The sequence below is a fragment of the Nonomuraea sp. NPDC048916 genome, from assembly GCF_040649575.1.
Taxonomy (GTDB): Bacteria; Actinomycetota; Actinomycetes; order Streptosporangiales; family Streptosporangiaceae; genus Nonomuraea.
Window position 1 is genome coordinate 40,634 of the sequence record NZ_JBEZFS010000035.1, and the last position, 25,883, is coordinate 66,516.

The 25,883-nt window shown below is 72.1% G+C and carries 24 protein-coding genes and 1 tRNA gene; 6 read left to right on the forward strand and 19 right to left on the reverse strand.

Annotated elements, in window-relative coordinates; translation table 11 throughout:
• Positions 1 to 69: 69 nt before the first annotated feature.
• The gene (locus AB0C16_RS30570) at positions 70 to 2,505 is read right to left on the reverse strand and encodes a pyruvate dehydrogenase (protein WP_357687847.1); all 2,436 of its coding nucleotides are present in this window, start codon (positions 2,503 to 2,505) and stop codon (positions 70 to 72) included.
• A 199-nt stretch (positions 2,506 to 2,704) separates the two neighbouring features.
• On the opposite strand from AB0C16_RS30570, the gene AB0C16_RS30575 reads away from it, so the two are divergent.
• Positions 2,705 to 3,493: an enoyl-CoA hydratase/isomerase family protein gene (locus AB0C16_RS30575; protein WP_357687849.1), complete on the forward strand. Its 789-nt coding sequence runs from the start codon at positions 2,705 to 2,707 to the stop codon at positions 3,491 to 3,493.
• 21 nt (positions 3,494 to 3,514) lie between these two features.
• On the opposite strand, the gene AB0C16_RS30580 is transcribed toward AB0C16_RS30575, so the two are convergent.
• Both AB0C16_RS30580 and AB0C16_RS30585 read right to left on the reverse strand, forming a co-directional pair.
• Complete coding sequence (locus tag AB0C16_RS30580) at positions 3,515 to 4,267, reverse strand: FadR/GntR family transcriptional regulator (RefSeq protein WP_357687851.1); 753 nt, start codon at positions 4,265 to 4,267, stop codon at positions 3,515 to 3,517.
• A gap of 43 nt (positions 4,268 to 4,310) precedes the next feature.
• On the reverse strand, positions 4,311 to 5,003 hold the full coding sequence (locus tag AB0C16_RS30585) for a FadR/GntR family transcriptional regulator (RefSeq protein ID WP_357687853.1): 693 nt from the start codon (positions 5,001 to 5,003) through the stop codon (positions 4,311 to 4,313).
• A 764-nt stretch (positions 5,004 to 5,767) separates the two neighbouring features.
• Between AB0C16_RS30585 and AB0C16_RS30590 the strand changes: the two genes are divergently transcribed.
• Complete coding sequence (locus AB0C16_RS30590) at positions 5,768 to 6,679, forward strand: hypothetical protein (protein ID WP_357687855.1); 912 nt, start codon at positions 5,768 to 5,770, stop codon at positions 6,677 to 6,679.
• Between the two features lie 23 nt (positions 6,680 to 6,702).
• Here the strand turns inward: AB0C16_RS30590 and AB0C16_RS30595 are convergent, their stop codons facing one another.
• The 7 genes from AB0C16_RS30595 to AB0C16_RS30625 all read right to left on the reverse strand — a co-directional run bounded on the left by AB0C16_RS30595 (position 6,703) and on the right by AB0C16_RS30625 (position 14,286).
• A complete protein-coding gene (locus AB0C16_RS30595) occupies positions 6,703 to 7,884 on the reverse strand; it encodes an acyl-CoA dehydrogenase family protein (RefSeq protein ID WP_357687857.1) in 1,182 nt (393 codons plus the stop codon).
• Entirely contained in the window at positions 7,874 to 9,667 is a 1,794-nt protein-coding gene (locus AB0C16_RS30600) for an amidase (protein ID WP_357687859.1), read from the reverse strand. Before AB0C16_RS30600 ends, AB0C16_RS30595 begins: the two co-directional genes overlap by 11 nt.
• Entirely contained in the window at positions 9,667 to 10,398 is a 732-nt protein-coding gene (locus AB0C16_RS30605; RefSeq protein ID WP_357687861.1) for an ABC transporter ATP-binding protein, read from the reverse strand. The genes AB0C16_RS30600 and AB0C16_RS30605 overlap by 1 nt, the downstream gene beginning before the upstream one ends.
• A complete protein-coding gene (locus tag AB0C16_RS30610) occupies positions 10,395 to 11,180 on the reverse strand; it encodes an ABC transporter ATP-binding protein (protein ID WP_357687862.1) in 786 nt (261 codons plus the stop codon). Before AB0C16_RS30610 ends, AB0C16_RS30605 begins: the two co-directional genes overlap by 4 nt.
• A complete protein-coding gene (locus AB0C16_RS30615; protein WP_357687864.1) occupies positions 11,177 to 12,181 on the reverse strand; it encodes a branched-chain amino acid ABC transporter permease in 1,005 nt (334 codons plus the stop codon). Before AB0C16_RS30615 ends, AB0C16_RS30610 begins: the two co-directional genes overlap by 4 nt.
• Positions 12,174 to 13,043, reverse strand: coding sequence for a branched-chain amino acid ABC transporter permease (locus AB0C16_RS30620; RefSeq protein ID WP_357687866.1), 870 nt, complete (start codon positions 13,041 to 13,043; stop codon positions 12,174 to 12,176). The genes AB0C16_RS30615 and AB0C16_RS30620 overlap by 8 nt, the downstream gene beginning before the upstream one ends.
• A 73-nt stretch (positions 13,044 to 13,116) precedes the next feature.
• Positions 13,117 to 14,286 carry an ABC transporter substrate-binding protein gene (locus AB0C16_RS30625; RefSeq protein WP_357687869.1) on the reverse strand — a complete coding sequence of 390 codons (1,170 nt, stop codon included), beginning with the start codon at positions 14,284 to 14,286 and terminating at the stop codon, positions 13,117 to 13,119.
• Between the two features lie 487 nt (positions 14,287 to 14,773).
• Between AB0C16_RS30625 and AB0C16_RS30630 the strand changes: the two genes are divergently transcribed.
• The 4 genes from AB0C16_RS30630 to AB0C16_RS30645 all read left to right on the forward strand — a co-directional run bounded on the left by AB0C16_RS30630 (position 14,774) and on the right by AB0C16_RS30645 (position 17,410).
• A complete protein-coding gene (locus tag AB0C16_RS30630; protein ID WP_357687871.1) occupies positions 14,774 to 15,916 on the forward strand; it encodes an acyl-CoA dehydrogenase family protein in 1,143 nt (380 codons plus the stop codon).
• Positions 15,916 to 16,599, forward strand: coding sequence for an enoyl-CoA hydratase-related protein (locus AB0C16_RS30635; RefSeq protein ID WP_357687873.1), 684 nt, complete (start codon positions 15,916 to 15,918; stop codon positions 16,597 to 16,599). The genes AB0C16_RS30630 and AB0C16_RS30635 overlap by 1 nt, the downstream gene beginning before the upstream one ends.
• A 131-nt stretch (positions 16,600 to 16,730) precedes the next feature.
• A tRNA-Sec gene (locus AB0C16_RS30640) sits at positions 16,731 to 16,829 on the forward strand.
• 110 nt (positions 16,830 to 16,939) lie between these two features.
• Positions 16,940 to 17,410: a VOC family protein gene (locus tag AB0C16_RS30645; protein ID WP_357687875.1), complete on the forward strand. Its 471-nt coding sequence runs from the start codon at positions 16,940 to 16,942 to the stop codon at positions 17,408 to 17,410.
• Between the two features lie 51 nt (positions 17,411 to 17,461).
• Here the strand turns inward: AB0C16_RS30645 and rraA are convergent, their stop codons facing one another.
• From rraA to AB0C16_RS30690, 9 genes are all read right to left on the reverse strand, one after another.
• Positions 17,462 to 17,932, reverse strand: coding sequence for a ribonuclease E activity regulator RraA (gene rraA, locus AB0C16_RS30650; RefSeq protein WP_357687877.1), 471 nt, complete (start codon positions 17,930 to 17,932; stop codon positions 17,462 to 17,464).
• Between the two features lie 38 nt (positions 17,933 to 17,970).
• The gene (locus AB0C16_RS30655; RefSeq protein ID WP_357687879.1) at positions 17,971 to 19,221 is read right to left on the reverse strand and encodes a DUF6596 domain-containing protein; all 1,251 of its coding nucleotides are present in this window, start codon (positions 19,219 to 19,221) and stop codon (positions 17,971 to 17,973) included.
• The gene (locus AB0C16_RS30660) at positions 19,218 to 19,625 is read right to left on the reverse strand and encodes a YciI family protein (RefSeq protein WP_357687927.1); all 408 of its coding nucleotides are present in this window, start codon (positions 19,623 to 19,625) and stop codon (positions 19,218 to 19,220) included. Before AB0C16_RS30660 ends, AB0C16_RS30655 begins: the two co-directional genes overlap by 4 nt.
• 148 nt (positions 19,626 to 19,773) lie before the next feature.
• Positions 19,774 to 20,097, reverse strand: coding sequence for an STAS domain-containing protein (locus AB0C16_RS30665; RefSeq protein ID WP_357687881.1), 324 nt, complete (start codon positions 20,095 to 20,097; stop codon positions 19,774 to 19,776).
• Between the two features lie 111 nt (positions 20,098 to 20,208).
• Positions 20,209 to 20,748, reverse strand: a complete 540-nt coding sequence (locus AB0C16_RS30670; RefSeq protein WP_357687884.1) for a DUF5994 family protein — start codon at positions 20,746 to 20,748, stop codon at positions 20,209 to 20,211.
• 210 nt (positions 20,749 to 20,958) lie between these two features.
• Entirely contained in the window at positions 20,959 to 22,443 is a 1,485-nt protein-coding gene (locus tag AB0C16_RS30675; protein WP_357687886.1) for a glycoside hydrolase family 130 protein, read from the reverse strand.
• On the reverse strand, positions 22,440 to 23,444 hold the full coding sequence (locus AB0C16_RS30680; protein WP_357687888.1) for a glycosyltransferase: 1,005 nt from the start codon (positions 23,442 to 23,444) through the stop codon (positions 22,440 to 22,442). The genes AB0C16_RS30675 and AB0C16_RS30680 overlap by 4 nt, the downstream gene beginning before the upstream one ends.
• Positions 23,441 to 24,481, reverse strand: coding sequence for a glycosyltransferase (locus AB0C16_RS30685; RefSeq protein WP_357687891.1), 1,041 nt, complete (start codon positions 24,479 to 24,481; stop codon positions 23,441 to 23,443). Before AB0C16_RS30685 ends, AB0C16_RS30680 begins: the two co-directional genes overlap by 4 nt.
• Before the next feature lie 257 nt (positions 24,482 to 24,738).
• Positions 24,739 to 25,833, reverse strand: a complete 1,095-nt coding sequence (locus AB0C16_RS30690) for a glycosyltransferase family 4 protein (RefSeq protein ID WP_357687894.1) — start codon at positions 25,831 to 25,833, stop codon at positions 24,739 to 24,741.
• Between the last annotated feature and the right edge of the window lie 50 nt (positions 25,834 to 25,883).

Below are 25,883 nucleotides of genomic sequence, written 5' to 3' on the forward strand. Positions count from 1 at the left end.
AGTGACCTGGCCTGTGCTGTATCGGCACTTCACTTCGTTCTGCCCCAGGGTCTTGGGCTCACCGGTAGCTTATACATCTGAGGAATAAAGGTCGAGGGCGGCCAGGGCGGCGTTGACGATGCTGCCCGGTAGCAGGTCATGCAGCTCGTACAGGTCCCGCACGGTCCCCGACTGGCCGAACTCGTCGACTCCGAGCGGGACGCCGGGCACGCCGAGGGCCGTGCCGAGCCACGACATCGCGTGCGAGGCCGCGTCGTGCACCGTCACCACCGGAGCCCGCGCCGGGAAGGCCGCGCGCAGCGCGCCGGGCGCGGGCCGCGTCGTGGCGGTCCGCACGCCGTGCCGCAGCGTGCCCCGCCACGCCCGGTAGAGCCGGCCGGCCGAGGTGACGTCGACCACATGGGCGGCGATCCCCTCGTCGGCGAGCTCCGCCGCCGCCTCCAGCGCCTCGGGCAGCACCGCCCCCGAGGCCGCCAGGTGCACCACGGGCGCGCCGCCGTCACGCAGCTCGGGATGGTCGTGGTGAGCGTCCTTGATCTGGTACGCGCCCGCGAGCACCTGCCGCCGGACGGCCTCGTCGCCCAGCCGCGACCGGGCGGCCTCGAAGGGAGCCTGGTCGACGGGCCGGGTGCTCAGCCGGAAGTAGTAGGCGCCCTCACCGCCGTCGCCGTCGCCGTCGCCGTCGCCGTCGCCGTCGCCGCCGTCGTCCTCGCCGCTCCGCCCGCCGGGGTCGGCGGCGATGCGCCCCAGCGCGTCGCAGAGCAGCCAGTCCAGCGCAGTCGCGTAGGCCGGCTCGACGAACGTGACGCCGGGCAGCTCCATCCCGACCGAGGCGGTGATGGTCGACTGGTGGGCGCCGCCCTCGGGGGCCAGCGTCACGCCCGAGGGGGTGCCCGCCACGACGAACCGGGCCCCCGAGTAGACGCCGTGGATGAAGGCGTCGAGGCCGCGCAGCACGAACGGGTCGTAGACCGTGCCCACGGGCAGCAGGGGCTGGCCCGACAGGTCCCACGACAGTCCGAGCTGCCCGAGCAGCAGGAAGAGGTTCATCTCCGAGATGCCCAGTTCGATGTGCTGGCCCGCCGGGTTCTCCGACCAGCGCAGCACCCGGTCCTCGCTCCACGCCCGGCGCCGCGCCGGCGAGAACACGCCGGTCTTGTTGATGAAGCCGGCCAGGTTCGTCGAGGTGGCGACGTCCGGAGCGGTCGTGACCAGCCGCGGCAGGACGGCCTCGTCGCGGGCGAGGTCCGTCAGCACCCGGCCGAACACCTCCTGGGTGGAGACCGGCCGCGTCGCCCGTGCGCCGGTGGCCACGGGCACCTTGACCGGCGCGGCCGGCCGGCGCGGCGCCCGGGTCAGCTCCGCGCGCCGCCTGCCGACCCACGCGCCGGCGGGGGAGCCGGGGTCGAGCCGGTCCCATTCGGTGGCGAGGTCCAGGCCGGTACGCGCCCGCAGGTCGTCGATCTGCTCGCCGGACAGCAGGGCCGAGTGGTTGCGGGGGGCGCCCGCCATCGGCAGGCCCCAGCCCTTGACCGTGTAGGCGAAGACCACGCTCGGCCGGTCGCGCACGGCGTCGCACTCGGCGAACGCCTCCAGCATGGCCGCGAGGTCGTGGCCGCCCAGGTCGGTGACGAGCGGCGCCAGCTCCTCGTCGGTGAAGCCGGCGGCGAACGCGCCGGCCTCGGGGGGCGCCCCGTCCAGGAACCGGTCGCGCAGGGCCGGGCCGTCGAGGCCGAACAGCGACTGGTACTGCTCGTTCGGCATCGCGTCGATCCAGGCCCGCAGATGGCCGCCGCCCGGCCGGGCGCAGACCTCGCGCAGCCGGTGCCCGTACTTGACCTCCACCACGTGCCAGCCGGCGGCCTCGAACTGCCCGCGCCACTGGTCGATGCGGATGCCGGGCACCACGCGGTCCAGGGACTGGCGGTTGAAGTCCACCAGCCACATGACGTTGCCCAGCCCGGCCGTGGACGGATCGGCCACGGCCTCCCAGATGTTGCCCTCGTCCAGCTCGGCGTCCCCGATCAGGGCCACGAACCGGGAGGCGGGCCGCTCGCCGAAGTGGGCGTCGACGTACCTGCGGGTGACCGCGGCGAACAGCGGGGCGGCGGCGCCGAGGCCGACCGAGCCGGTCGAGAAGTCGACCCCGTCGGGGTCCTTGGTGCGGCTGGGGTAGGACTGCAGGCCGCCGCGGGCCCGCAGCCGGGTCAGGTACGAGCGGTCCAGGTTGCCCAGCAGGTACTGGATGGCGTGGAAGACGGGAGAGGCGTGCGGCTTGACGGCGACCCGGTCCTCGGCGCCGAGGTGGGCGAACCAGAGCGCGGTCATCGCGGTGACGAGCGACGCGCTCGACGCCTGGTGGCCGCCGACCTTCACGCCGTCGCCGGTGTCGCGCTCGCGGTTGGCGGCGTCCACGATGCGCGTGGCCAGCCACAGCACGCGCCTCTGGATCTCGTCGAGCACGGCCGGGTCCGGCGGCCGCGGGGGGACGCTGAGCTCGTTCATGGCATCACCTCGCCGATCATGGTCCGGACAGAAGTCCTCGATATGTCAGATTTTTATCTGACCGGAGCGTGAATGTCACGTCGTCCGGCTGTTCGGGGGGCGATGTTGCGCCGTATGCCGTCCATCCCCGATACTCGGCCGAGGATACGTCAGAGATATTCAGGCGCAGAGTCGGGCAGCAGTGGAAGGGGCTGGGCGCGTGGGAACGTACGAGACCATGACGCTGGAGGTGGCCGGCCGGGTCGGGCGCATCACGTTCACCCGCCCCGAGTCGCTCAACAGCCTGACCGAGCAGGTGCTCGACGACCTGGAGTCGGCGCTCGACGCCGTCGAGGCCGACCCCGAGGTGCGCGCCCTGATCATCGGCGGCACCGGCAGGGCGTTCACCGTGGGACTCGACCGGGCGCTGCTCGACCGGGCCTTCGCCGACGCCGCCGTCTGGGAAGGCGTCATCAGGAGGCTGGCCGCGCTCACCCTGCGGCTCGAACGCCTGCCGATGCCGGTGATCGCGGCGGTCAACGGGCTGGCCCGGGCCGGCGGGTTCGAGCTGATCCTGGCCTGCGACCTCGTGCTGGTCGCCGGCTCGGCGCGGATCGCCGACGCCCACACCACCTTCGGCGTGATCCCCGCGGGCGGCTCGACCTCCCGGCTGCCCAGGATCGTCGGCAGGCAGCGGGCCAGAGAGATCTTCCTGACCGGGCGATGGATCCCGGCCGCCGAGGCGGTGGAGCTCGGGATCGCGCTCCGGATGGTGCCGGACGACCAGCTCGGCGAGGCCGCCGACGAGCTCGCGGCCCAGTTCGCCGGCAAGTCGCGCGCCTGTCTGGCCGCGCTGAAGCGGCAGCTCGCCGCGGCCGAGGGACTGGGCGTCGAGGAGGCGCTGGGGCCCGAGATCGAGGAGTTCGTCGCCTACGTCACCCCCGCGGACTCCGACGCCCAGGAGGGGTATCGGGCGTGGCGGGAGAACCGCGCGCCGTCCTGGAGCTGAACGCCGTGGACGCCGGCCCGCTCAGTCGGTGTCATGGTAGACGCCGCGCAGGGCGCCCAGATGCCGGCGCATGGCGTCGGCCGCCAGATCGCCCTCGCCCCGCTCGATGTGGCGCAGGATCTCCACGTGCTCGCCGTCGACCTCGGGCCAGAAGCTCCCGGGGATGTCCGGCCGCACGAACCGGGTCTCGAGCACCTTGAACACGGGCTCGGTCATCACGTTCAGGAGGTCGTTGCCCGCGGCGGCGACGATGAGCTTGTGGAAGTGCTGGTGCTCCTTGAACTTGGCCTCACGGCCGTGGCTGTGCGCCCCGCGCTCCAGCGCGGCGCGCAGGAGCGCCAGGTGGTGCTCGTCGCGGCGGCCGGCCGCCAGCCGGGCCGCCGGGATCTCCAGGATCTCGCGCGCCTCCAGCATGGCGGCCATCGAGATGCCGTCGGGGCCCGACATGAGCCCGAGGCTCGTCTCCAGGTAGTCGCTCACCTGCGACGGCTCCATCTGGTTGACGAAGCTGCCGCCGGGACCCATGGTGATCAGGCCACGCGTGGCGAGCAGCCCGAGGGCCTCACGCGCGGTGCTCCGGCTGACCCCGAACATGCCGGCCAGCTCGCCCTCGGCGGGCAGGCGGTCGCCGGGGGCCAGACCGCCGCCGATCACCAGGTCGCGCAGCTGCTCGGCCATCTGCTGGTAGGCGGGACGGATGCGGCTGACCGGCAGGACTCCCGCGCGTGAGCCGTCGCCCGCGGCGGACGTCCGGGCTCGCGGTGTCGTCTTCACGTCTCGTTCGCTCCCCAACTCGTCGAGGTCGGCCCGGCCGGTGTCAGCCTTCGTGGTAGGCGTCGCGGATGTGGCGCAGGTGGCTCTGCATGGCCGCGCTGGCGCCCTCTCCGTCGCCGGCCTCGATGCGATCGATGATCGCCTCGTGCTCCCGGTCGACCCGGGCCCAGAACTCGGGCGGGGCCTCCGGGCTGAGGAAGCGGGACTGCAGCACCCGGAACACCGGCTCGGTCATCATCGAGAGCAGGCCGTTGCCACTGGCCTCGATGATGATGCCGTGGAAGTGCCGGTGCTCGTGGAACTTCACGCTGCGGCCGCGGCTGTGCTTCTCGCGCTCCACCGCGGCCCGCAGCGCGTCGATGTGCCGCTGCTCGCGCCGCTCGGCCGCCAGGGCGGTGGCGGGGACCTCCAGCAGCTCGCGTCCCTCGAGGATGTCGGCCAGCCGCAGGGCGGAGGAACCGGACATCAACCCGATGCTGGTCTCGAGGTAGTCGCTGATCTGGTCGGGCTCGATCCGCGAGACGAAGGTGCCGCCGGTGGTGCCCCGGACCGTCTTGACCAGCCCCTGGGAGGCGAGCACGCGCAGCGCCTCGCGGACCGTGCTCCGGCTCACCCCGAAGTTGCCGCCCAGGTCGCCTTCGGGCGGCAACCGGTCACCCGAGGCCAGCGAGCCGTTGAGGATCAGCTCCCGAAGCTGGTCGGCGACCTGCTGGTATGCCGGGCGCAGCCGGCTCACCGGCAGTGTGTTAGACGTCGGGGGAGAGGTCACGCGCTCGGCGTTGCTCTCCTTCGCACTGGACGTGTTGCCCTGCCCCATGGTCTCGCCTTCGTGAATCGTGATTAATGCGGAGAAGTCGTGTTAGTGACCTGTTCAAAAGCCGGTTCTTCCGCGTATTCCCCGTATTGCCCCGCTGCTTTGCGACCCGTGGGCCGCTGTGCCGTCCGTGCCTCTGTCAGGTGGCCGATCACATAGGTCTGACATCAAGAATACGCAGCCTTGCCCAGCAGCTCCAGGGTCGTGGGTCATTGTTCCACAGCCGCCACGAACCGTGAGCCGCCATCGCCGTCAAACGCGCCGTAAAGGATACGCGGAAAGGCCGGAAAGTAAACATCAGACCTACCCGGGAGCCGTTCCGTCGATCCGTTGACACGGGCGCGCCCCCACGTGTGCCGGCGAGCCTTCCCCGCCGATGAGTGCATGGTCCGGTGATGGATGGACGCGTCCAGGCGCCGGGCGGCGGGCGAACGCGCCCTCGTCCGCACGTCCGTTCTGCCGGGAAACGGGTTGATAAAAGTCGGATGAAAGTTGGTTTGGCATGGGAGGTCCTGGTGAAGAAGGGAGTCCGTGAAGGTGGGCGGCCCGCCCCCCGGCGTGCGCCGTGATGAGGGCGCGAGCGGCCGGCCCAGCTTGACAGGCCATGAAGCAATACATCAGACTTATCTGCGCCGAGCTGTGCTGCCGCCCGCGCGGCGGCACCGGACCGATGAGGAGTCAGCCTGATGTTCGACGGTATCGACGTCGTGGTCCTGCCGGTGGCCGACACCGGCCCGCTACGGCGGCTGTACGTCGACGCGATGGGCTTCGAGGTCATCGAGGCCGGGCCCGTACGGGAGCCCGAGCCGTGGGCGCGGATCTGGGACCTGCCGCTGCCGCCCGAGAGCTCGCTGCTGCTCGGCAAGCCCGGCAGCCAGGGCGGGTGGATCAGGCTCGTCGGCGTGCCCGGCCTGCCGTCGCCCGGCCCCGCGGGGATCCCCGACCGCCCCGGGCCGTACGCGCTGGACTTCTACCTGCGCCGGCCCGGCGAGACCGAGGCCGCGATCGAGGCGGAGGGCTGGCGGTTCGTCAGCGACCCGGTCGACTACCTGCTGCCCGGCACCGAGCACCCGGTCAGGGAGCGGATGCTCGACCAGACCTCCTCGGGCCTGCTGCACGCGTTCGTCGGCTACCGCGAGGGCCGCACGCGCTGCGTGCTCGGCGAGCGGCCCGAGGTGGACGTGAGCGAGGTCAACGCCGTGGTGTTCGCCACCGACGACCTGCCCGCGGCGCGGGCGTTCGCCGAAGAGGTCCTCGGCGGCCGCATCTACTTCTCGGGCCGGTTCGAGGGCGAGGCGCTGGAGCGGCTGCTCACGCTCGACCCCGGCGAGGGCTTCGACGCCGTCCTGACGCGCGGCCCGAGGTCGCGCAACGCCCGGCTGGAGTTCATCCGGCACCTGCCCCGCCGCGAGCCGCGCCCGATGACCGGCGCGCCCAGGGTGGTCGCCGAATGCGCCATGGACGACCTCGCCGAGCTGGCCGGACGGCTGGCCGGCGGCTCCCACGGCGAGTCCACCGGGATCGTCGCGACCGCCGAGGGGCCCCGGCTCGGCCTGCGCTCCCGCTACGGCGCGCACTTCTCCTTCCGGCAGCGCTGACCCGGCCACCTCCGGCGGCCGGGTCACATCAGCCGCGCGATCTCGTCGAGCATGACCTCCGTCGAGCCGCCGCCGATGGCGAGGAACCGGGCGTCACGCGCGATCCGCTCCACCTCCGAGCCGGTGACGAAACCGGAGCCGCCGCTGAACTGGACGCATTTGTAGACCAGCTCGTTGACGAGCTCCGGGATCGACGCCTTCAGCATCGCGGCGTGCGTCCGGGGGTCCTCACCGGCGTCCGCCCTGGCCGCCGCGTGGTAGAGCATGGTCTTGGCGGCCGACAGCCGCGCGGTGAAACGCGCCAGCTCGTGCCGGAGCGCCTGCAGGTCCCACAGCGTCCTGCCGTACGCCGGCCGCTCACGCAGCCAGCCGACCGTCCGCGCCAGGGCCGCCTCGCCCAGGCCGACCGCCTGGGCCGACAGGCCGATCCGCTCGTGGTCGAGCCCGCGCATCATCCACCGGAACCCCGAGCCCTCCTCGCCCAGCCGGTTGCGCGCCGGGACCCGGCACCCGTCGAACACCAGCTCCCCGGTGTCGGCGCTGTGCCAGCCGCTCTTGGTGAACGTCCGCCCGTTGGACAGGCCGGGCGTGCCGCGTTCCACGACGAACAGCGACAGGCCGTGCCGTCCCGAGCCGGGCTCCCCGGTGCGGGCGACGACGAAGAACACATCGGCGATGTTGGCGTTGGAGATGAACGTCTTGCGGCCGTCCAGCACGTAGTGGTCGCCGTCCCTGCGGGCGCGCGTCGCGAGGCGGGTGAGGTCGGAGCTCACGTCCGGCTCGGTCACGGCGAGCGCGCAGACGCTGCGCCCGGCCAGGATGTCCGGCAGGAACCTCCGGCGCTGCCCGTCGTCGCCCGCCCGCGCCAGGTGCAGCGCGGAGAAGTCGGTGTGCACCGTGATCGAGGTGGCCACGCCCCCGTACGTCGAGCGCCCGAGCTCCTCGTTGAACACGACCGCGCCGCGCGTGCCCGCGCCGCCCCCGCCGCACTCCTCGGGGAACGACAGGCCGAGCAGGCCCAGCCCGCCCAGCTCCCGGAACACCTCGCCGGGCACCCGCAGCCCCGCCTCCCAGTCATCGGCGCGGGGGACGATCCGTTCGGTCACGAACCGCCGCAGGACGCCGCGGAGGGCCCGGTGCTCCTCGTCGAGGAAGGTGTCGTCGAGCCGGAGCGAGTCGATGACCCGGTTGGTGTCAGCGGCCATGGCGGGCGAGGGAGTTCATGGAGGTGATCAGCCTTTCGTCGTCGCCCGGCGCGGCCACCCACTGCAGGCCGACCGGCAGCGCGGCAGAGCCCACGCCGACCGGCTGGGTCGCGCAGGGGAGCGCGGCCAGGTTCGCCAGGACGTTGTAACGCAGGTGCGCCTCGGCGATGCTCACCTGGGCGCCGCCCACCGGCAGCGTGCCCTCGCCCACGGCGTCGATCCGGGGCGCGACGCACGGCATCGTCGGCATCGCGAGCACGTCGACGCCCGACAGCGCGGCGAGCGCCTCCGCGCGCAGCGCGTGCCGCAGCCGCTGGGCCCGCACGTACGCTCCGGCGGGGACCCGCTCGGCCAGGTCGAGCATGGCCCGCACGTCGGCGCCGAACAGCTCGTCGCCACCGTCGCGGCGGCGCTCGCGGTGGTAGTCGAGGCACTCCGCCAGGATGATCGTCATCCCGGCGGCGACGGCGGCCCAGCCGTGCGGGATCTCCACCTCGACGATCTCGCCGCCCAGCGCGCGGACCGCGGCGAAGGCGCTCTCGACCGCCTCCCCGACCTCCGGGTCGATGGGCTCGTCCAGGGCGCCGGCGGGGACGCCGACCCGCACCCCCTCGAACGTGGCGGGCCCGTCGAGGTCGATCAGCGGGCTGATCCCGAGGGCGTACGCCGACAGGGCGAGGTCCTCCACCGAGGCGGTGATCAGGCCCACCCGGTCCAGCGACCAGGCCAGCGGCAGCACGCCGTCGCCGGGCAGCCGCCCCGGTGACGGGACCAGCCCGACCGTCCCGCAGTAGGAGGACGGGATCCGCACCGAGCCCGCCGTGTCGCTGCCGAACGCCACCCGCACGTGCCCGGCCGCCACGGCCGCGGCCGAGCCGCCCGAGGAGCCACCCGGGATGCGGGCCGTGTCGTGCGGGTTGCGGGTGGGGGGAGTCGTGCCCCCGAAGGCGTACTCGTGCGTGGTGGTCTTGCCGACGATCACCGCGCCGGCCGCGCGCAGCCGCGCCACGCAGCCCGCGTCGGCGGCCGGGAGCCGTTCGCGGCCGGGCCCGGACAGGTGGCGGGAGCCGCCGCCCGTCGGGACGCCGGCCACGTCGATGAGGTCCTTCACACCGACCGGGATGCCGTGCAGCGGCCGCCCGGCCCAGCCCGGCTCCGCCGGGTCGCGCTCCGCCGCCGCGTGTCCTGTCGTCGCGTGCCCCGACAGCGAGCGTTCTGCCATCAAGCGTTCCGCCGCGGCGCGTGCGCCGTCGGTGTCGACGCGCGCCCAGGCGCGGATCTCACCGTCGGAGCCGGCGATCCGCTCCAGCGTCCGGTCGAGCAGGTCGGCCGGGCTCAGCCGCCCGTCGCGCAGGGCCGCGCCCATGCCCAGCACGGACTCGTCCTCACCGCCCGCTCGCCGGTACGGCGCCGTCCGGTCGTGCGGTTCGCCCGTGGTAACCGGCGCGGCCCCGTACGGCGCCGTCCGGCCGCCCGGTTCGCCCGTGGGGACCGGCGTGGTCCCGTACGGCGCCGTCCGGCCGCCCGGTTCGCCCGTGGTAACCTGCGCGGCCCCGTACGGCGCCGTCCGGTCGTGCGGTTCGCCCGTGGGGACCTGCGCGGCCCCGTACGGCGCCGTCCGGTCGTGCGGTTCGCCCGTGGGGACCGGCGTGGCCTCGTACGGCGGGTCGCCCTGGTAGAGGGCGCCCGGCAGGCCCAGCTCGCCCAGCCCGAGCCGGCAGAGCCGTTCGTCGAGGTCGCGCAGCAGGTCGCCGGAGAGCGGCGCCCCCGTACCGGAGCTCATCACGCCCCCAGGTAGGCCGAGCGGACGACGTCGTCGTTGGTCAGCTCGTCGATGCTGCCCTCGACCACGACCGCGCCCTGGCGCATGAGGTAGCCGCGGTCGGCCAGCTCGAAGGCCAGGGGCGCGTTCTGCTCGATCAGCAGGATCGACAGGCCACCCTGACGCAGGGAGGCGAGCGCGTCGAACACCTCGCCGGTGATCTTCGGCGCCAGCCCCATGGACGGCTCGTCCAGGATGAGGATCTGCGGCTCGGCCATCAGCGCCCGGCCGATCGCGACCATCTGCTGCTCGCCGCCGGACATGGTCGAGGTCCGCTGGTGCGCCCGCTCCCTGAGCACCGGGAACAGCGTCATGATCTTCTCCAGCCGTTCCCCGACGGTCGCCTTGTCCAGGCCGCTGCGGTAGCAGCCCAGCTCCAGGTTGGTCGTGACCGTCTGCTCGACGAACAGGTGGCGGCCTTCCAGCACGCTGCCGATGCCCTGGACCACTACGTCATGGGGGCTCCTGGGCAGGGGCTCGCCGCCGATCAGCACCTTGCCCTTGGCCGGGCGGTACAGGCCGCCCGCGACCCGGGCCAGCGTCGTCTTGCCGGCGCCGTTGGGACCGATGACGCAGACCGCCTCGCCCTTGCGCACGCTCAGGTCGACCTCGCGCAGCGCGCTGATCGCGCCGTACTTGTAGACGATGCCCCGCAGTTCGAGCAGGGCGCTGTCCTGTGCCGGTGCGGTCATGCTGTAGACATTCCTTCCAGGTCCTCCGGGATGACGGCGTCGACCTCGCTGGCCCGGTGGTGCTTGCCCCCGAGGTAGGCCTCGAGGACGGCCGGGTCGCGGGTGACCTCGTCGGGCGTGCCCCGGCTGATCACCTTGCCGAAGTCGAGCACCGTGCAGTGCTGGCAGACCGCGTGGACGAGGTCCATGTGGTGCTCGACCAGCACCACGGTGACCCCGGAGTCCCGCATCGCGTGGAGGGTGTCGGCGAGTTCGCGGCGCTCCTGCGGGTTCAGGCCGGCGGCCGGCTCGTCGAGCAGCACCACCGCCGGGTCGGCCACCATCACGCGGGCCAGCTCGACCCGCCGCTGCAGGCCGTAGGACAGGGCGGTGGCGGGCTCGGCGGCCAGCGCGGTCAGCGCCAGCCGGTCGAGGGCCCCGTCCACGCGGGTCCTGGCCTCGGCCGGCCCGGCGACGATGCGGGCGGCGATCATCAGGTTCTCGTGCACCGACATGCTGGAGAAGAGGCGTACGGTCTGGAAGGTCCGGACGAGCCTCGCCTTGGCCACCAGCTTGTGGCTGGGCCAGCGGGTGACGTCGTCGCCGCCGATGACGACCGAGCCCTGGGTGGGGCGCTGCAGCCCGCTGAGGATGTTCAGCAGGGTCGTCTTGCCCGCGCCGTTGGGGCCGATGATCCCGTGGATCTCGCCGGCGCCGACGGAGAAGCTCACGTCGGAGACGGCGGTCAGCCCGCCGAAGCGCTGGGTGACGCCGCGCGCCTCAGCCGTGCCTGGTGTCCTCACTTCGAGCCTCCGGTGATCGAGCCCTCCGTAGTGCGCCCGCGCAGTCTGCCGAGCAGCGACCTGGCCAGCTTGGGCAGCCCGGACAGACCGTCGGGCAGGAGCGCCATGAAGGCGATGACCACCATGCCGAGGATGGTCAGCGCCCAGGAGCCGTTGCCGGGGACGGCCGCGATCAGCCAGGTGACGAGCGCGGCGCCGAGCACTGCGCCGTAGATGTTGCCCAGTCCGCCGAGGATCACCATGACGAACATCTGGATGGACACGGCCGGTGAGTAGAGCGACGGGTCGATGGCCGTCTGCAGCGGGCCGTTGACGCCGCCGGCCACGGCTCCGATGACCGCCGAGAGCGCGAAGATCTGCACCTTGCGGGCGGTGATGTTGACGCCGACGGCGCGGGCGGCCACCTCGTCGTCGCGGATCGCGGCGAGCTCCTTGCCGCCTCGCGAGGCCAGGAGCCAGTTGGAGACGAGCAGCACGAGGATCAGCGTCACCGCGACGAGCAGGTACTGGTCGACGGGGTCGATGAACTTGTGGCCGAAGATCTCCGGGAACGGGATGGGCGCGTAGCCGTTGGCGCCGCCCAGCTCGCCGGGCAGCACCAGCAGCGCGTAGATGCCGCTGCTGACCGCCAGGGTGGCCATCGCGAGGTAGTTGCCGTGCAGGCGCAGCGCGATGTAGCCCACCAGCGCGCCGATGACCAGCGCCAGCAGGACGGCCGCGAGCAGCGCCCAGAGGAACTGCACCTCGTGGGCGAGCATCAGGTAGGCCGTGCCGTACCCGCCGATCGCCATGAAGCCGGCCTGTCCCAGCGAGAACTGTCCCGCGCCGCCGATGGCCAGGGTCAGCCCGACCGAGGCGATCGCGGCGACCGCGATGTTCACGCCCAGGGCCAGGCCGCTGGGGCCGGGGTCGGTGAAGACGAACCCGATGAGGATCACCGCGGCGATCAGGGTGGGAGCGAGATGCCGCCCCGCCCTGACGGCGAATGCTTTGTCAGGCAAGTCGCTGCCTCCTCAGGCCGAACAGGCCGTTCGGCATCAATAGCAGAATGATGACCAGGGCGATGAACACGACCGGGTCGACGTTGCCGTTGGGCAGCACGGCGGCGAGCTGGCTCTCGACCACGCCGAGCAGGAGCGCGCCGAGCACCACCCCCTTGGTGCTGTTGAGCCCGCCGAGCACGGCGCCGGTGAAGCCCTTGATCGTGAGGGCCGTGCCGATGGAGCCGCCCGCGAGGGTGATCGGCGCGACCAGCACGCCCGCCAGCGCCGCCAGCCCGAACGCGAGGGCGAACGACAGGGCGCGCATGCGGGAGACGTTGATGCCCACGGCCGTGGCCGCGAGCGGGTCGGTGGCGGCGGCGACCATGCCGCGGCCGGTGCGGGAGCGGCCCATCAGCAGGGCCAGCCCGACGCCGACGGCGACGACCACGGCCCAGATCACCATGCTCTGGTAGCTCACGCGCAGCGGACCGAGCTCGATGCCGCCCTCGAAGACCGGCGGGAACGGCTTCGGGTCCGGCCCCCAGACGAGGTGGTGGCCGTGGGCGAGGACGAGGGTCATGCCGACGGTGGCGGCCATGGCCGCCAGGGCCCCGTTGCGCTGGGTCGGCAGGATGACGATCGCGTCGTAGGCGATGCCGAGCAGGAGCCCGGCCACGACGACGAGCAGAAGGACCACCATCACGGTGGACAGTCCCTGCTGGACGAGCGTCAGGCCGAGCAGACCGCCGATCACGACCTTGTCACCCTGGGCGAAGTCGATGATCCCCGTCATCTTGAAGACGAGGTGGAAGCCCAGGGCGACGAGCGCGTAGATGGAGCCCAGCGTCAGGCCGGACACGAGAAGGTCAAGGATGTGCACGGGCACCTTCCTGCGAAGCGGAGGGTGACCGGGCCACGTGCGGCCCGGTCACCGGCGTCTCTGCTGGACCGGATCATTCGGCCGGAGCCGCGAACTCCCCGTTCTTGAAACTGACGGGCTTGAACGCGTCCGCGGTGGGGCCGCCGCGGTAGGTGTCGGTGAACTCCATCTTGCCGACGACGCTCTCGTAGTTGAGCGACTGGATCGCCGCGGAGATCGCCGGGCCCTCGAACTTGCCCGCCTTCTCGATGCCGGCGGCGGCCAGCTTGACCGCGACGTACGCGTACACGCTCAGCACCGTGGGCGTCTCGTTGTTGTACTTGGCCTTGTAGGCGTCGATCAGCCTCTTCGTCTCGCCCTCGGGCGCGCCGTAGTTCACGGCGGTCAGGGAGACGACCGTGTCGGCGGCCTCACCGGCGGCCTCCGGGATGGTGGAGGTGGAGTAGGTCAGGTCGCCGATGACCTTGCCCTTGTAGCCGGAGGCGCGGACGGCCTTGAGCACCAGGGCGTCGGCGGCGCCGCCGGCGCCCCACAGGAAGACGGCCTCGGGGTTGGCGCTCGCGACCTTGCCGGCCTGGGCGGTGAAGTCGAACTTGGCCGGGTCGAAGCCCTCGGAGTTGACGATCGAGATGCCGGCGCTCTTCGCGGCGGCGGTGATGTCGGTGTTGCCCGCCTGGCCGTACGGGTTGTTGGCCCAGATGATGGAGGCGTTCTTGACGCCCTTGGACGCGGCGTACTTGACCACGGCCTCGGCGTTGGCCGTGCCGGGGAGGGGGACCTCGAAGACGTTCTTGGTGCCGTTGGCGACGGCGGGCTGGGCGACGAGCAGGATCTGCGTGACGTCGTACTGGTCGGCGAGGGGGGCCACCGCCTTGGCGGTCGCCGAGATGCCGGGGCCGATCACGACGGGGACCTTGCTGGAGGCGGCGAGCTTCTTGAAACCGGCGGTGGCCAGGTTGACCGAGCCCTGGTCGTCGACGGTCTCGAGCTTGAGCGGGTGGCCGTTGACACCGCCCGCCGCGTTGATCTCCTCGACGGCGAGGTCCATGCCCTTGGCTTCCTGCTGGCCGACCGCGCCGAGCTCGCCGGTCGTCGAGTTGAGCACTCCGATGGTGTACGTGCTGCCCGCACCGTCACTGGATGCGTCAGACTTATTCGACTCGGACGTGCCGCAGGCGGATGCCGTAAGGGCCACGACGGCGAGTACCGCGAGGACCGAGCGGCCACGCATAGGTGCTCTCATGCTGTCTCCTCAATGAACGCCGGGTCGTCGACTCGTCGACCTCGCGGCCCCGCGAAACCCGGATGTGAATACGTCAGATCTTGCAGCATAGGTTTCGGTGAAGACAAGCCCCTGGCTGTGACGGTTATCGGCCTGACATACGCGCGAAGATCCCTTCACGTCAAGTGGTCTCCGGTCGCGCGATCTCCGCCATGCCTGCGGGGCAGGGCCTCAGCGGTTTCCGGGGATGGGAGAAACCCCTGTTTGGGGGAGGTCTGGGCAGCGTGTGACGGTTCGTTAAATTTCTGTTTCGGCGGCTCCCACGACCCACTCTCCGGGCGCTTCGAGCTGCGTAGGACGCCTCTCGACCGACTGTCGCCCGTCCAGTACGATGCAATACGTCAGGCTTTTACGGGTGAGGTGCCGTGCGCGCACTCCCGGATCACGGCCGCCGTTCGCGAGGGAGACGACTCCCCTCGCGCCTACCGCCCACCAGGAGGGACGTAACGTGCTTCGCACACCCGACACCCACGGCGAGGAGCTCGCCGACCTACGGGAGAGTGTCCTGCGGAGCTGCCGCGACTACGGACACGACTACTACGTCCGGTCCAGCGAGGCCGGTGACAACGCCCGGGAGCTCTGGCAGTCCCTCGGCCGGATCGGCGCGCTCGGCGTGGGCATCCCCGAGGAGCACGGGGGAGGCGGCGCCGGCATCGAGGCGCTCGCCGTCGTGGCCGAGGCGGTGGCCGAGGCCGGCTCGCCCATCATGCTGCTCGCCCTCTCCCCGGCCGTGTGCGCGACCATCGTCGGCAGGTTCGGCTCCGACGAGCAGCGCGCCGAATGGCTGCCCGGGCTGGCCGACGGGTCCAAGGTGCTCGGCTTCGCCATCACCGAGCCCGACGCCGGGTCCAACACCCACAACATCAGGACCAAGGCCCGCCGCGAGGGCGACGAGTGGGTGCTGTCCGGCCAGAAGTACTACGTGTCCCACGTGGACAACGCCGACGCCCTCCTCGTCGTCGCGCGAGCCGAGGACGCCGAGCTGAAGGCCTTCCTCGTGCCGACGGACGCGCCGGGGATCACGACCAGCCCCATCGAGGTCGAGATCGTCTCCCCGGAACGCCAGTACTCCGTCTACTTCGACGACGTCCGGGTGGGCGCGGGCGCCGTGGTCGGCCCCGACGCCGGCCTGGCCGTCCTGTACGCCGGGCTCAACCCCGAGCGGATCGTGAGCGCCGCCCTGCTGAACGGCATCGCCAGGTACGCCATCGACATCGCGGCCGACTACGCGCGCAAGCGCACGGTCTGGAACGTGCCCATCGGCGCCCATCAGGCCATCTCCCACCCGCTGGCCAAGGCCGAGACCGCCCTGGCCGGCGCCCGGCTGCTGACGGCGTCGGCCGCCCAGGCGTTCGACCGGGGCGAGCCAGGGGGCATCCAGGCCGCGATGGCGAAGCTGTCCGCGTCCGAGGCGGCCTCCATGGCGCTCGACAGCGCCATGCAGACCCTCGGCGGCAACGGCATGTCCCGCGAGTACGGCCTCGCCACCCTGTCCGGGCTGGTCCGGTTGTTCCGCATCGCGCCGGTGAGCACCGAGATGCTGCTCAACCACATCGCGCACAAGCGACTGGCCCTGCCCCGGTCCTACTGATGGCCGGGGGGATGCGGGTCCGGCGCGAGGGCGCGCTGATCAGAGCGACCCTCGACCGGCCACCGGTCAACGCCCTCGACTGCGCGACCTACCGGCGGCTGGGCGAGATCTGCGCGGCGGCGCGACCGGAGGAGTGCCTGCTGGTCGACGCCGCCGGCCGCGCCTTCTGCGCCGGTCAGGACCTCGACGAGCACGAACGGGCCACGGCGGCCGGCCGCCTCGGCGAGAGCCTCACCGAGGGGGCCGGCGCGCTGGCCGCCGTGCTGCGCTGCCCGGCGCCCGTCGTCGTGGCCGTCCAGGGGCCCGCGATCGGGGCCGGCGCGCTGCTCGCCGCCGCGGCCGACATCGCGGTCTTCGCCGAGGACGCCTGGCTGCGGGTGCCCGAACTCGACGTCGGGGTCACGGTCGGCTACGCCGTCCTGAGCCGGCTGCTGCCGCCCCCGCTGGCCAGGCGGGCCCTGCTGACGTCCGAACGCGTGGCCGCCCCGGTGCTCGACCGGCTCGGCGCGGCCGTCGTCGTCCCGCCGGCCGACCTGGCCGAGGTCTCCACCCGCCTGGCCACCGGCCTGCTCGGCAAGCCGTCCGGGATGGTCGCGCTGGCCCGCCGGAGCTGGGGCGGCGGCGAGCGCGAACTCGCGGCGCGGGCGTACGAGGCGGAGGTCCGCGACTTTTTGACCCGCTGACCGGCGCGTGCCGCCACACCCTCCTCAGAGGGTGAGCGCGAAGCAGCCGGAGAGGGGGCCGGGACCGGCCCGCCGCGCCTGCGGGATCGTGGATTCGCGGTGGCCAAGCCTTGATCGCTAGGCTGGGTCGTGGAGGCGTCCGGGTGCCTGGTGGCCCCCCCGGTCTTCAAAACCGGTGGCGCCGAGCAGCTCGGCGCGGCGGGTTCGATTCCCGTCCGCCTCCGCTTCCAGAATCTGCTGAGAAAAATCCGATACGCCGTGTCGATCCGGCCGGAGAGTGTTCGACGCGTTGATGAAGGACGGGCTCACACCCGCTGTTCCACCAACACGGAGGATCATCATGCAGAAGATCACCACATATCTGTGGTTCGACAACCAGGCCGAAGAGGCGGCCAACCTCTACATCTCGATCTTCAAGAACTCACGGATCGTCGAGGTCCAGCGCTACGGCCAGGGCGGTCCGGGCCCGGAGGGCTCGGCCATGATCGTGACGTTCGAGCTCGAGGGGCAGCGGTTCATCGCGCTGAACGGCGGCCCGCAGTTCACCTTCACCGAGGCCGTCTCGCTCTACGTCGACTGCACCTCGCAGGAGGAGGTCGACGAGCTGTGGGCCAGGCTCACCGAGGGCGGCGGCGAGGAGGGGCAGTGCGGCTGGCTGAAGGACAGGTTCGGGCTGTCCTGGCAGATCATCCCGCGCCGGCTCCAGGAGCTGCTGGGCAACCCCGACCCGGCCAAGGCGCAGCGGGCCATGCAGGCCATGCTCGGCATGCGGAAGATCGACGTCCAGGGCCTCGTCGACGCCGCCGGTTAGCCGCGGTGCCAACCCGGCCCGCTCACGCCCAGGTCACGGCCTTCTCGCGGGTCACTCGCGGGTCACGAGGATGCCGTCGTCGTCGCTGTAGAGCTCGGCGCCCGGGCTGAACGTGACGCCGCCGAAGGTCACCGGGACATCGCGCTCCCCGGTGCCTTCCTTGCCGCCCTTGCGGGGGTTGGAGCCGAGGGCCTTGACGCCGAGGTCCAGCTCCCGCAGGGCGGCGACGTCGCGGACCGCGCCGTTGACGACCACCCCCGCCCACCCGCCGGTCACCGCGAGGCCCGCGATGACGTCGCCGATCAGCGCGCCGCGCAGGGAGCCGCCGCCGTCCACGACCAGGACCCGGCCCCGGCCGGGCTCGGACAGCACGGCCTTGAGCAGGGCGTTGTCCTCATGGCAGCGCACGGTCGTGATCGTCCCGTGGAAGGCGCGGCGCCCGCCGTACTGGCGCAGTTGCAGGTCGCAGGAGCCGAGCTCGTCGCCGCGCTCGTCGTACAGGTCGGCCGTGACGATGTGCATGAGGAGCCTTCCCAGAGGAGGAGCCGGAGATCTCCACCCTAGGGGCCGGCATCTGGAGCGAGATGGGCGGCTCGGGCGCGGAGGTAGCGCTGCTGCCGGACGTTGGTCGTGCGCCCTGCCGCCGCCTCGTAGGACTCGCGGGCCTTCGCGTGATCCCCGGCCATCTCCAGCAGGTGCGCGCGCACCGCGTGGAGCCGATGATCCTCGGCGATCCGCTCGTCGGCCTCCAGCTCCGCCAGCCGGTCGAGCCCGGCCCGGGGACCGCGGACCATGGCCACCGCGACGGTGTGGTTCAGCGCGACGACGGGGTTGCCGGCGATCCGCATCAACACCTCGTACAGCGCCATGATCTGCGGCCAGTCAGTCGCCTCGGCGCTCGGCGCCTCGTCGTGCACCGCGGCGATCGCCGCCTGGAGCCGGTACGGGCCGGGAGTACCGCGGGGGAGCGCGTCCGTGACGAGCGCCACGCCCTCGGCGATGTGGTCGGCGTTCCAGAGGCGGCGATCCTGCTCCGCCATCGGGACCAGCTCGCCGTCCGGCCCCGTGCGCGCCGGCCGCCGGGCGTCGGTGAGCAGCATGAGCGCGAGCAGCCCCGCGACCTCGGGGTCGCCGGGCAGCAGCCGGTGCACGACGCGGGTCAGCCGGATCGCCTCGGCCGACAGCTCGGTCCGGTGCAGGCTCGGGCCCGACGTGCTGGCGTAGCCCTCGTTGAAGATCAGGTAGAGCACGTGCAGCACCGCGCCGAGCCGCCCGGCGCGTTCGGGGCCCGAGGGCAGGCGGAACGGGATGCCGCTGTCCTTGACGCGTTTCTTGGCCCGGCTGACGCGCCGTGCCATCGTCGGCTCCGGCACCAGGAACGCCCGGGCGATCTCCGAGGTGGTCAGGCCGCCGACCGCGCGCAGGGTGAGCGCGATCTGCGAGGCCGGTGACAGTGCCGGATGGCAGCACATGAACAGCAGGATGAGCGTGTCGTCGGACTCGGGCGCCGGTCCGTCGGCGGCGGGGGCCAGCCGCTCGCCGGGCAGCGTCCATCGGGCGACGGTGTCCTCGCGGCGGAGCCGGGCCTGCTCGGCGCGGAGCAGGTCGGTCAGCCTGCGCGACGCGACCGTGATCAACCATGCGCGCGGATTGTCCGGGATGCCGTCCTTCGGCCACTGGACGCTCGCCGCGACCAGCGCCTCCTGCACCGCGTCCTCGGAGGTGTCGAAGTGCCCGTAACGCCGCACCAGCGCGCCGAGGACCTGCGGCGCCTGGTCGCGCAGCAGGTCCTCGAGGTCCGGAGCGATCACAGCTCCAGGTCGGTCCTGGACTCGACGATCGGCCGCACGTCCGCGTAGGCGGTGGCGCGGGCGTGGGCCGGAGCCGGGCACTCGGCGAACCGGGCGGCGATCTCGGTCGCCCGGTCGAAGCTCTCGCACTCCACGATCCAGTAGCCGGCCAGGACCTCCTGGGTCTCGGCGTAGGGTCCGTCGGTCACGACCGGAGCGCCGTCCTGCGACCCCAGCCGCCGGGTGTGGACCGGCGCGGCCAGCCCGCGCGTCTCGACCAGCTCGCCGGACTCCTCGAGCTCCTTGTTGAACGCCTCCATGAAGGCGCCCATCGCCGCGAACTCCTCCTCGGTCCAGGCCGGCAGGTCGGTCGACTTCCCGGCCATGCCGTCATAGTCCTGCTGCGACCCGTAGGTCAAGATCATGTACTTCACGGTCTCTCCTCTCCACCGGCACCCCTGCGGTACCTGTCACGGGAGACGTCGGAGCCACCGGGACGTTCCGGACACCCCTCAGGACCGCATTATCGCCGTCGGCCGTATCCGCTCATAAGCGGCACAGGTCGCCGACGGGTCAGGTCGCCATCGCGAAGCTGCGGTTCAGGCCGGTGATGTGGAGCAGCCTGGACATGTACGGGCGGGGCTCGGCCAGGGCGAGGACGATTCCCATGGACCTGGCGCGGTGCTGGATGCCGACCAGGACGGTCAGGCCGGAGGCGTCGCAGAAGGACACCCCGGACAGGTCGAGGATCAGCACGTTCGCGCAGGAGCGGAGCGCGTCCAGCAACTGCCTGCGAAGCGCCTTGCCGGTGAGGAGGTCGATCTCGCCGGACAGGCGGATGATGGTCGGGCCCGAGGGGCCGGCTCTGCCGGCGGGTGCGGTTTCGAGGATGGTCATATGGTGTCCGTTCGGAGAGAAGAAGAGAGGTGGCCAGGTGCCCGGAGCCGGCCACGGAGGCCGGTCGCCGGGCGTCGGCGGCGGATGGGCAGCCTGCCGGGCGGTGTGTGGTCAGGTTTTCGAGGTCCGGAGAGGGGCCGGACGGCCCGCGAGGTGTCCGCCCTCGTTCTCCCAGCCGGACGGATCGTTCTCGTCCGGCGTGTCGGCGCCCGCCATCACGGGACGGTGGGCGGTGTCGAGGATGTCGGCCGGATGGAGGCCGGGCGTGCCGCCGGCCGCGAGTTCGAGCGCGGCGGAACCGTTCGGCGCGCCCGGTGGGATGACCAGCAGCGTGATGGGCTCGGCGCCCGCGAGGATCAGGGTGACCAGGCGGGGATCGCCGACGCGGAACCAGCCGACCCTTACCCGGCGACCTCGTGCCGGGACACGGCGAGGGATGTGGTCCCACGAGTCGAGGTGCAGGCCGACGCGCAGCGTGGTGCGGCCGAGTCGCTGGTCGACAGCGGAGATCAGGCCGGGAAGTTCGGCGGCGGCGTCACGAGAGTAGGGCCACCAGGCCCCGTCCACCATGCTCCTCCGTCGGAGGACGGGGTCGAGGCTGACTCGGACCATGGAGTCGATCGTGGGAATCGAGGTGGCAACGGCGCTCATCGTCTTGAGATGCGAAAGAATCGTCGGCGTCATGATCGCCTGGCCTGTCCAGACCCTCGAAAGGGTCCAAAGCGGTGTATCGCCGCGGGCGACGCCAACTGAATGCCAACGTACGGAATGTCCTCGGTGCCTTGAGTCTACCCCTCGGAGCGGCTGACCGCCGTTAGCTGGAGCGCCAGGCTGGACCGGCAGGGCTTTTCGAAGGCCGGGTCATCGACCTTCCCACGGACGTTCCATCGCCTCGATGAGGGTGCCGAGTGGCACGCGAGCGAACCCGACGCGGGTGTCGCTCGCCCCGTACGGCAGCCACAGAGCGCCGGCGTGCGGCAGGCCCCCGCAGGAGTAGACGACGTTGGGCACGTAACCCTCGCGTTCGGTGTCGTCGAAGGTGAGAAGCGGGTGGGGGAGCTCGGCGATGACGCGGTGCGGCTGGTGCAGGTCGAGAAGCAGCGCACCGATGGCGTACGTGCGCATGGGACCCACACCATGGGTCAGCACGAGCCAGCCGGACCGGGTCTCGATCGGGGACCCGCAGTTGCCGACCTGTGTCAGTTCCCAGCTTCGGCGGGGGATGCGGAGAGGCGCGACCGGTTGCCACCTGCTGTGCCCGTCGAGGGCGGCCAGGCCGATGGTCTCGCCGTCGGAGCGGCACAACGCGAGAGCTCGCTTGCCCACAGGACGCGGGAACAGCGCCATCCCCTTGTTGGCGGCGGCGGGACCGTGCAGCGGTGTGATCTCGAACCGGCGGAGGTCGTCGCTGGCGAGCAGGTGTGAGCGGATGTGCCGCCCGTCGTAGGCGGTGTAGGTGGCGCGGTACGACGGCAGGCCGTCTTCGTTGTGCCCCCATACGAACCGGGCGTCCTCCATGCCGTTGCTCTCGGCTGCCGTGGCCGGCCAGAGAACCCGCCGGTGGAGGGGCACGTCGGCGGGGAAGGTGACGGCGTAGTCGGAGCGCGTCGCGCGGCGCAGTTTCTCGAGGGTCCGGTGCGTGGTGGTGCGGGTGAGCAGGTCGGCGGGAAGACGGGCGAGCGCGCGTTCGAAGTCGTCGTCGTCGAAGTGCTCGGGCAGCGATTCGAGCACCGTGGCGGAGACCTCGTTGTCGCAGCCCTCGTCGGTGAGCCCGGCGGCGAACAGGTCGCGCCGGTGGTGGGTGCCGAGCCGGTGTCCGACGGTCAGAGGTCCCGAGCGGTCGGCGACGGTGAGGTCGGAGCCGGGCCCGAGCAGCGCCGTGGCGAAGCCGATGGAGGACAGGTGGCCTTCGCCGATCTGCCGGAGGCTGATCGCCACCCGGAGCTGTCCGGGGTCCAGGCCGGACTGGTCGGGGTGAGGGACCATGGAGGGATTGCACAGCGCGGCGCCCTCCACGGCGTACTCGTGACTGAAGTAGGCGCCGACGAGCAGCCGAGCCGGAGCCGGGAGGTCGACGTGGCGCCGGACCCGGTGCCGGACCAGGTCATAGTGGTGGGCGAAGGTGGCTTCGAGATCGTGGTGCCTCCCGGCGAATCGCCGCAGCGTGTCCTGGAGCATCCCGGTGGTCTCGTCAGGGCCGAGGAGGCCGATGCGGTCGATCAGGGCGGCCGCCCGCGTACGGGTCAGAGCGGCGTCCTCACCGGGCACGAACAGCTTGATGATCACTCTTCGCGCGTCGGGAGCGAGTGTCGGGCCGAGCCGTGTCGCCAGGTCCCGGCCGGTCACGACTGCCACGAGACGTGCTGCATGGTGGAGATCAGTGAGATGGTCGACTCCGCTCCCTGGTTGAGGTTGGGGCCATGCGCTGTCAGCCCGTCGTACCCGCCTCCCGTCGCCGTATCCCACATCAACGCGCCGGCGTCGTTCGCGCCCTGAAACCAGGCCACCGACCGCCGCACACGCTCCTGCCAGAGAGCGTCGCCGGTGACGGCCGCGGCGGTGGCGCAGGCATCGGCGAGCGCGGCGACCTCGATCGGCTGCTGGTCGTAGCGGGCGCGCGGCGCGCCCCGCTGCCAGCCGGCGACGGGCACGACCGAGAGCCGGCCGTCCCCCGTCTGGACATCGCACAGCCAGGCGAGCATCCGCAGGCCGCTGGTGAGCGACTGCCGGTCGTCGCCCAGGTGCCCGGCGGCGATGAGCACCTCGGCCAGGACGGCGTTGGCATAGGTCAGGTACGGCTGCGGCCATGGCCAGTCGGGGTCCTCCGAGGGAACGCCGATCACCCGGGCGGCGTCCTTCAGCAGGGCGGCGGCCGTGCTGTCGTCCGGATGGGCGCGCAGAACCTCCGCGGCGCCGAGTCCCGCGAACGCCATGGAACGCGGATGCGGTGACCGCTGGGCGGCGCCGAGGGCGAAGGCGAGCCGCGCCTCCGCCCGGATCCAGGGGGCGGAGTCGCGGGCCGCCGCGGTGCCCAGCCCCCACAGCGCCCGTCCCCACCAATCGCCGACGCCGGGCCGGTCGGTCCAGCGCCGATCGAAGCCGAGCCGGTTGCGGAATCCGCCGGACCTGTCCTGGGCGTGTGTGAGGAATGCCAGATAGCACTCGCCCAGCCGTTGCACTCGGGGGGCCGGGGCCGGCTCCCGGCTGGTGATGACGAGCCCGCGCGCGACGTCGTCGGTGCAGTAACCGTGCCTGCGGCGTACGACGGCGTGCCGGGCGTGTTCGTACAGGCCGGTGTCGTCGCTCAGCCGGATCAGGTGCCCGAAGCCGGGTAGAGCGCCGTTCATGGCAGCGCCGCTGCCACGGCGACCGGGCGTTCGGTGAGGAGGGACCGGGCCAGGGCGTCATAACGGGCCGCGACCGCGGGCCATAACAGCGCCGGGACCAGCGCGCGGGTCCGGGCGGCGAGTTCCCCGGCCAGGCCGGGCTCGGTGATGACGCGGCGGATGGCGGCGGCCAGCGCGACGGGATCGCCATGCGGGACGAGCAGCCCGGGCCCGCCGGAGAGCAGTTCCACGGCGTGCGGGAACGAGGTGGCGACGACCGGCACGCCGGCGGCCACGGCCTCGATCAGCACGCCGGAGGTGACCTGCTCAGGGGAGTCGTAGGGGAGTACGACGATGTCGGCCGAGCGGACCAGCCGCCGCAGTGAGACCTCGTCCCGGTAGAGGGGGTCGAATCGCACGGCGCTGGACACGCCGAGTCGTTCACTGATCTCGAACAGGCCGTCGCGGTAGGCCTCCCCCTGGAGTTCCAGCACCTTGGGGTGGGTCTTCCCGGCGACGGTGTAGGTAGGGGGCGGCGTGAGGTCCGTCAGGAGGGCGAGCGCCCGCAACGCCCACTCGATGCCCTTGCCGGGGCCGAGCAGTCCCCAGGTGAGCAGGTGCGGCCGGAGGCGCCGCCGCGCCCGGACTCGCGTATGGTCGGGCGCGCCGTGCGGGATGACGGACACCTTGCCGGCGTCGACGTGATAGCCGGCCAGCAGCCGGTCGCGGGCGGTTCCGGTCATGGTCACGATCGCGTCGGCGGCGTCCGCGATCTGTTCGAGCAGCGCCCTCTGCGCCGCGGTGGGCTCGGTCAGGACGGTGTGCAGGACCACGATGCGGGGCACGGCGAGGCTGCGTAACAGCGGCAGGACGTCACGGCCGTCCGCGCCGGGGTAGATGCCGTACTCGTGCTGGACGATGGCCACGTCGAAGTCGCCGAGGGCGGAGGCGGCGGCCTTCCAGCCGCCGGGCCTGCCGGGAGCCCAGGTGTACACGACCTCGGGAAGGGGACGTACGTCGTCGCCTTCCGCGGTGACCCGGACGATGCCGCCGGACATGCCTCCCCTGGTGAGGTGGGCGGCGAGGGCGGAGTTGAAGGTCGCGAGTCCGCATTGGGTCGGCGGGTGGGTGCTGAGAAAGCCGTATGTGCAGGCCAACAGTCATGCCTTCCGGTATTCGGCCGCATCGGAAACGATGCGGGCCTCACGCGGTGAAGACGTCCATCAGTCAGCGTGTGCGCGGATGGACCTGAGCCTGGCACCGGGAGCCGCCCTCGTGCGGGCCCGGCGTAGCGACCCGTAGCCAACGGCAGGGTCTATATCATCTGAACAGTATCAGGCTCCTGTTTCGCCAATATGGCGTGGTAGATCCGGAGATAGTCGGTCACCATCCGGTCGGCGCTGAACCGCCGCTCGGCCCGGGCCCGGCAGCCTGCCCGATCGATCGTCGCGACGCGCGCCACCGCGGAGACCGCTTCGTCGATGGAGTCCACCAGGAAACCCGTCACGCCGGGATCCACGACCTCGGCCATGGAACCGCGCCGGTAGGCGATGACGGGCGTGCCGCAGGCCATCGACTCCACCACCGACAGGCCGAACGGCTCGTCGAACGCGATGGGATGCAGCAGGGCGAGGGCGCCGCCGAGGATCTCGCCACGCCGCTGCGGCCCCACCGAACCGAGGAACACGACCTGCCCGCCGTCGACGTGCGGCGCGACCTGCTCATCGAAGTAGCGCTCATCCTGGACGATCCCGCAGATCGTCAGCGGCAGCCCGGCCCGTCGCGCGATCTCGATCGCGGCGTGGGTTCCCTTGTCGGGATGGATCCGGCCGAAGACCACGAGCCGTTGCCCGCCGCCGGGATCGAAGGGCAGGGACTTCAGCTCGATGCCGTGGTGCACCGTGGCTACGTAGTCGAGCTCCGGGGCGCGGTCGGCGTCGGAGATGGACACGTAGGCGGACCCGGCACGCGCGTAGGCCGGAAGGATCCCCGCTCCGGAGAACCCGTGAACCGTGGTCAGCAGCGGGGCGCGGCAGTGGTCGGCGAAGGCCAGGGGCAGCCAGTCGAGATGGCTGTGGACGAGATCGAACTCACCCGACCGGCTCAGCGCGTGGGCGACATGGATCGCCTCCCACACCCGGCCATCGAGGGACGGGTCATCGGCGTAACCGCGAGGGCACACTCCGTCGAGCGATCCGGACGTGATCGAGTCGAGGGTGGCGAACAGCGTCACGTCGATCCCCCGTGCGACCAGCCCCTCGGCCAGCAGGCTCGTGACCTGCTCCCAGGGGCCGTAGTGGCGTGGAGGGGTCCGCCAGGCGACCGGCCCCAGCAGCGCCACCTTCACGAAGCGGGATTCCGGAAGAGTCCGGTGTCTCTCGTACGGCTCATCGAGCGGCTCATCGCGCACCTCCTGGTGTGCCGGCCATGTCCGGACACTACACCGCACCACCGGGCGGC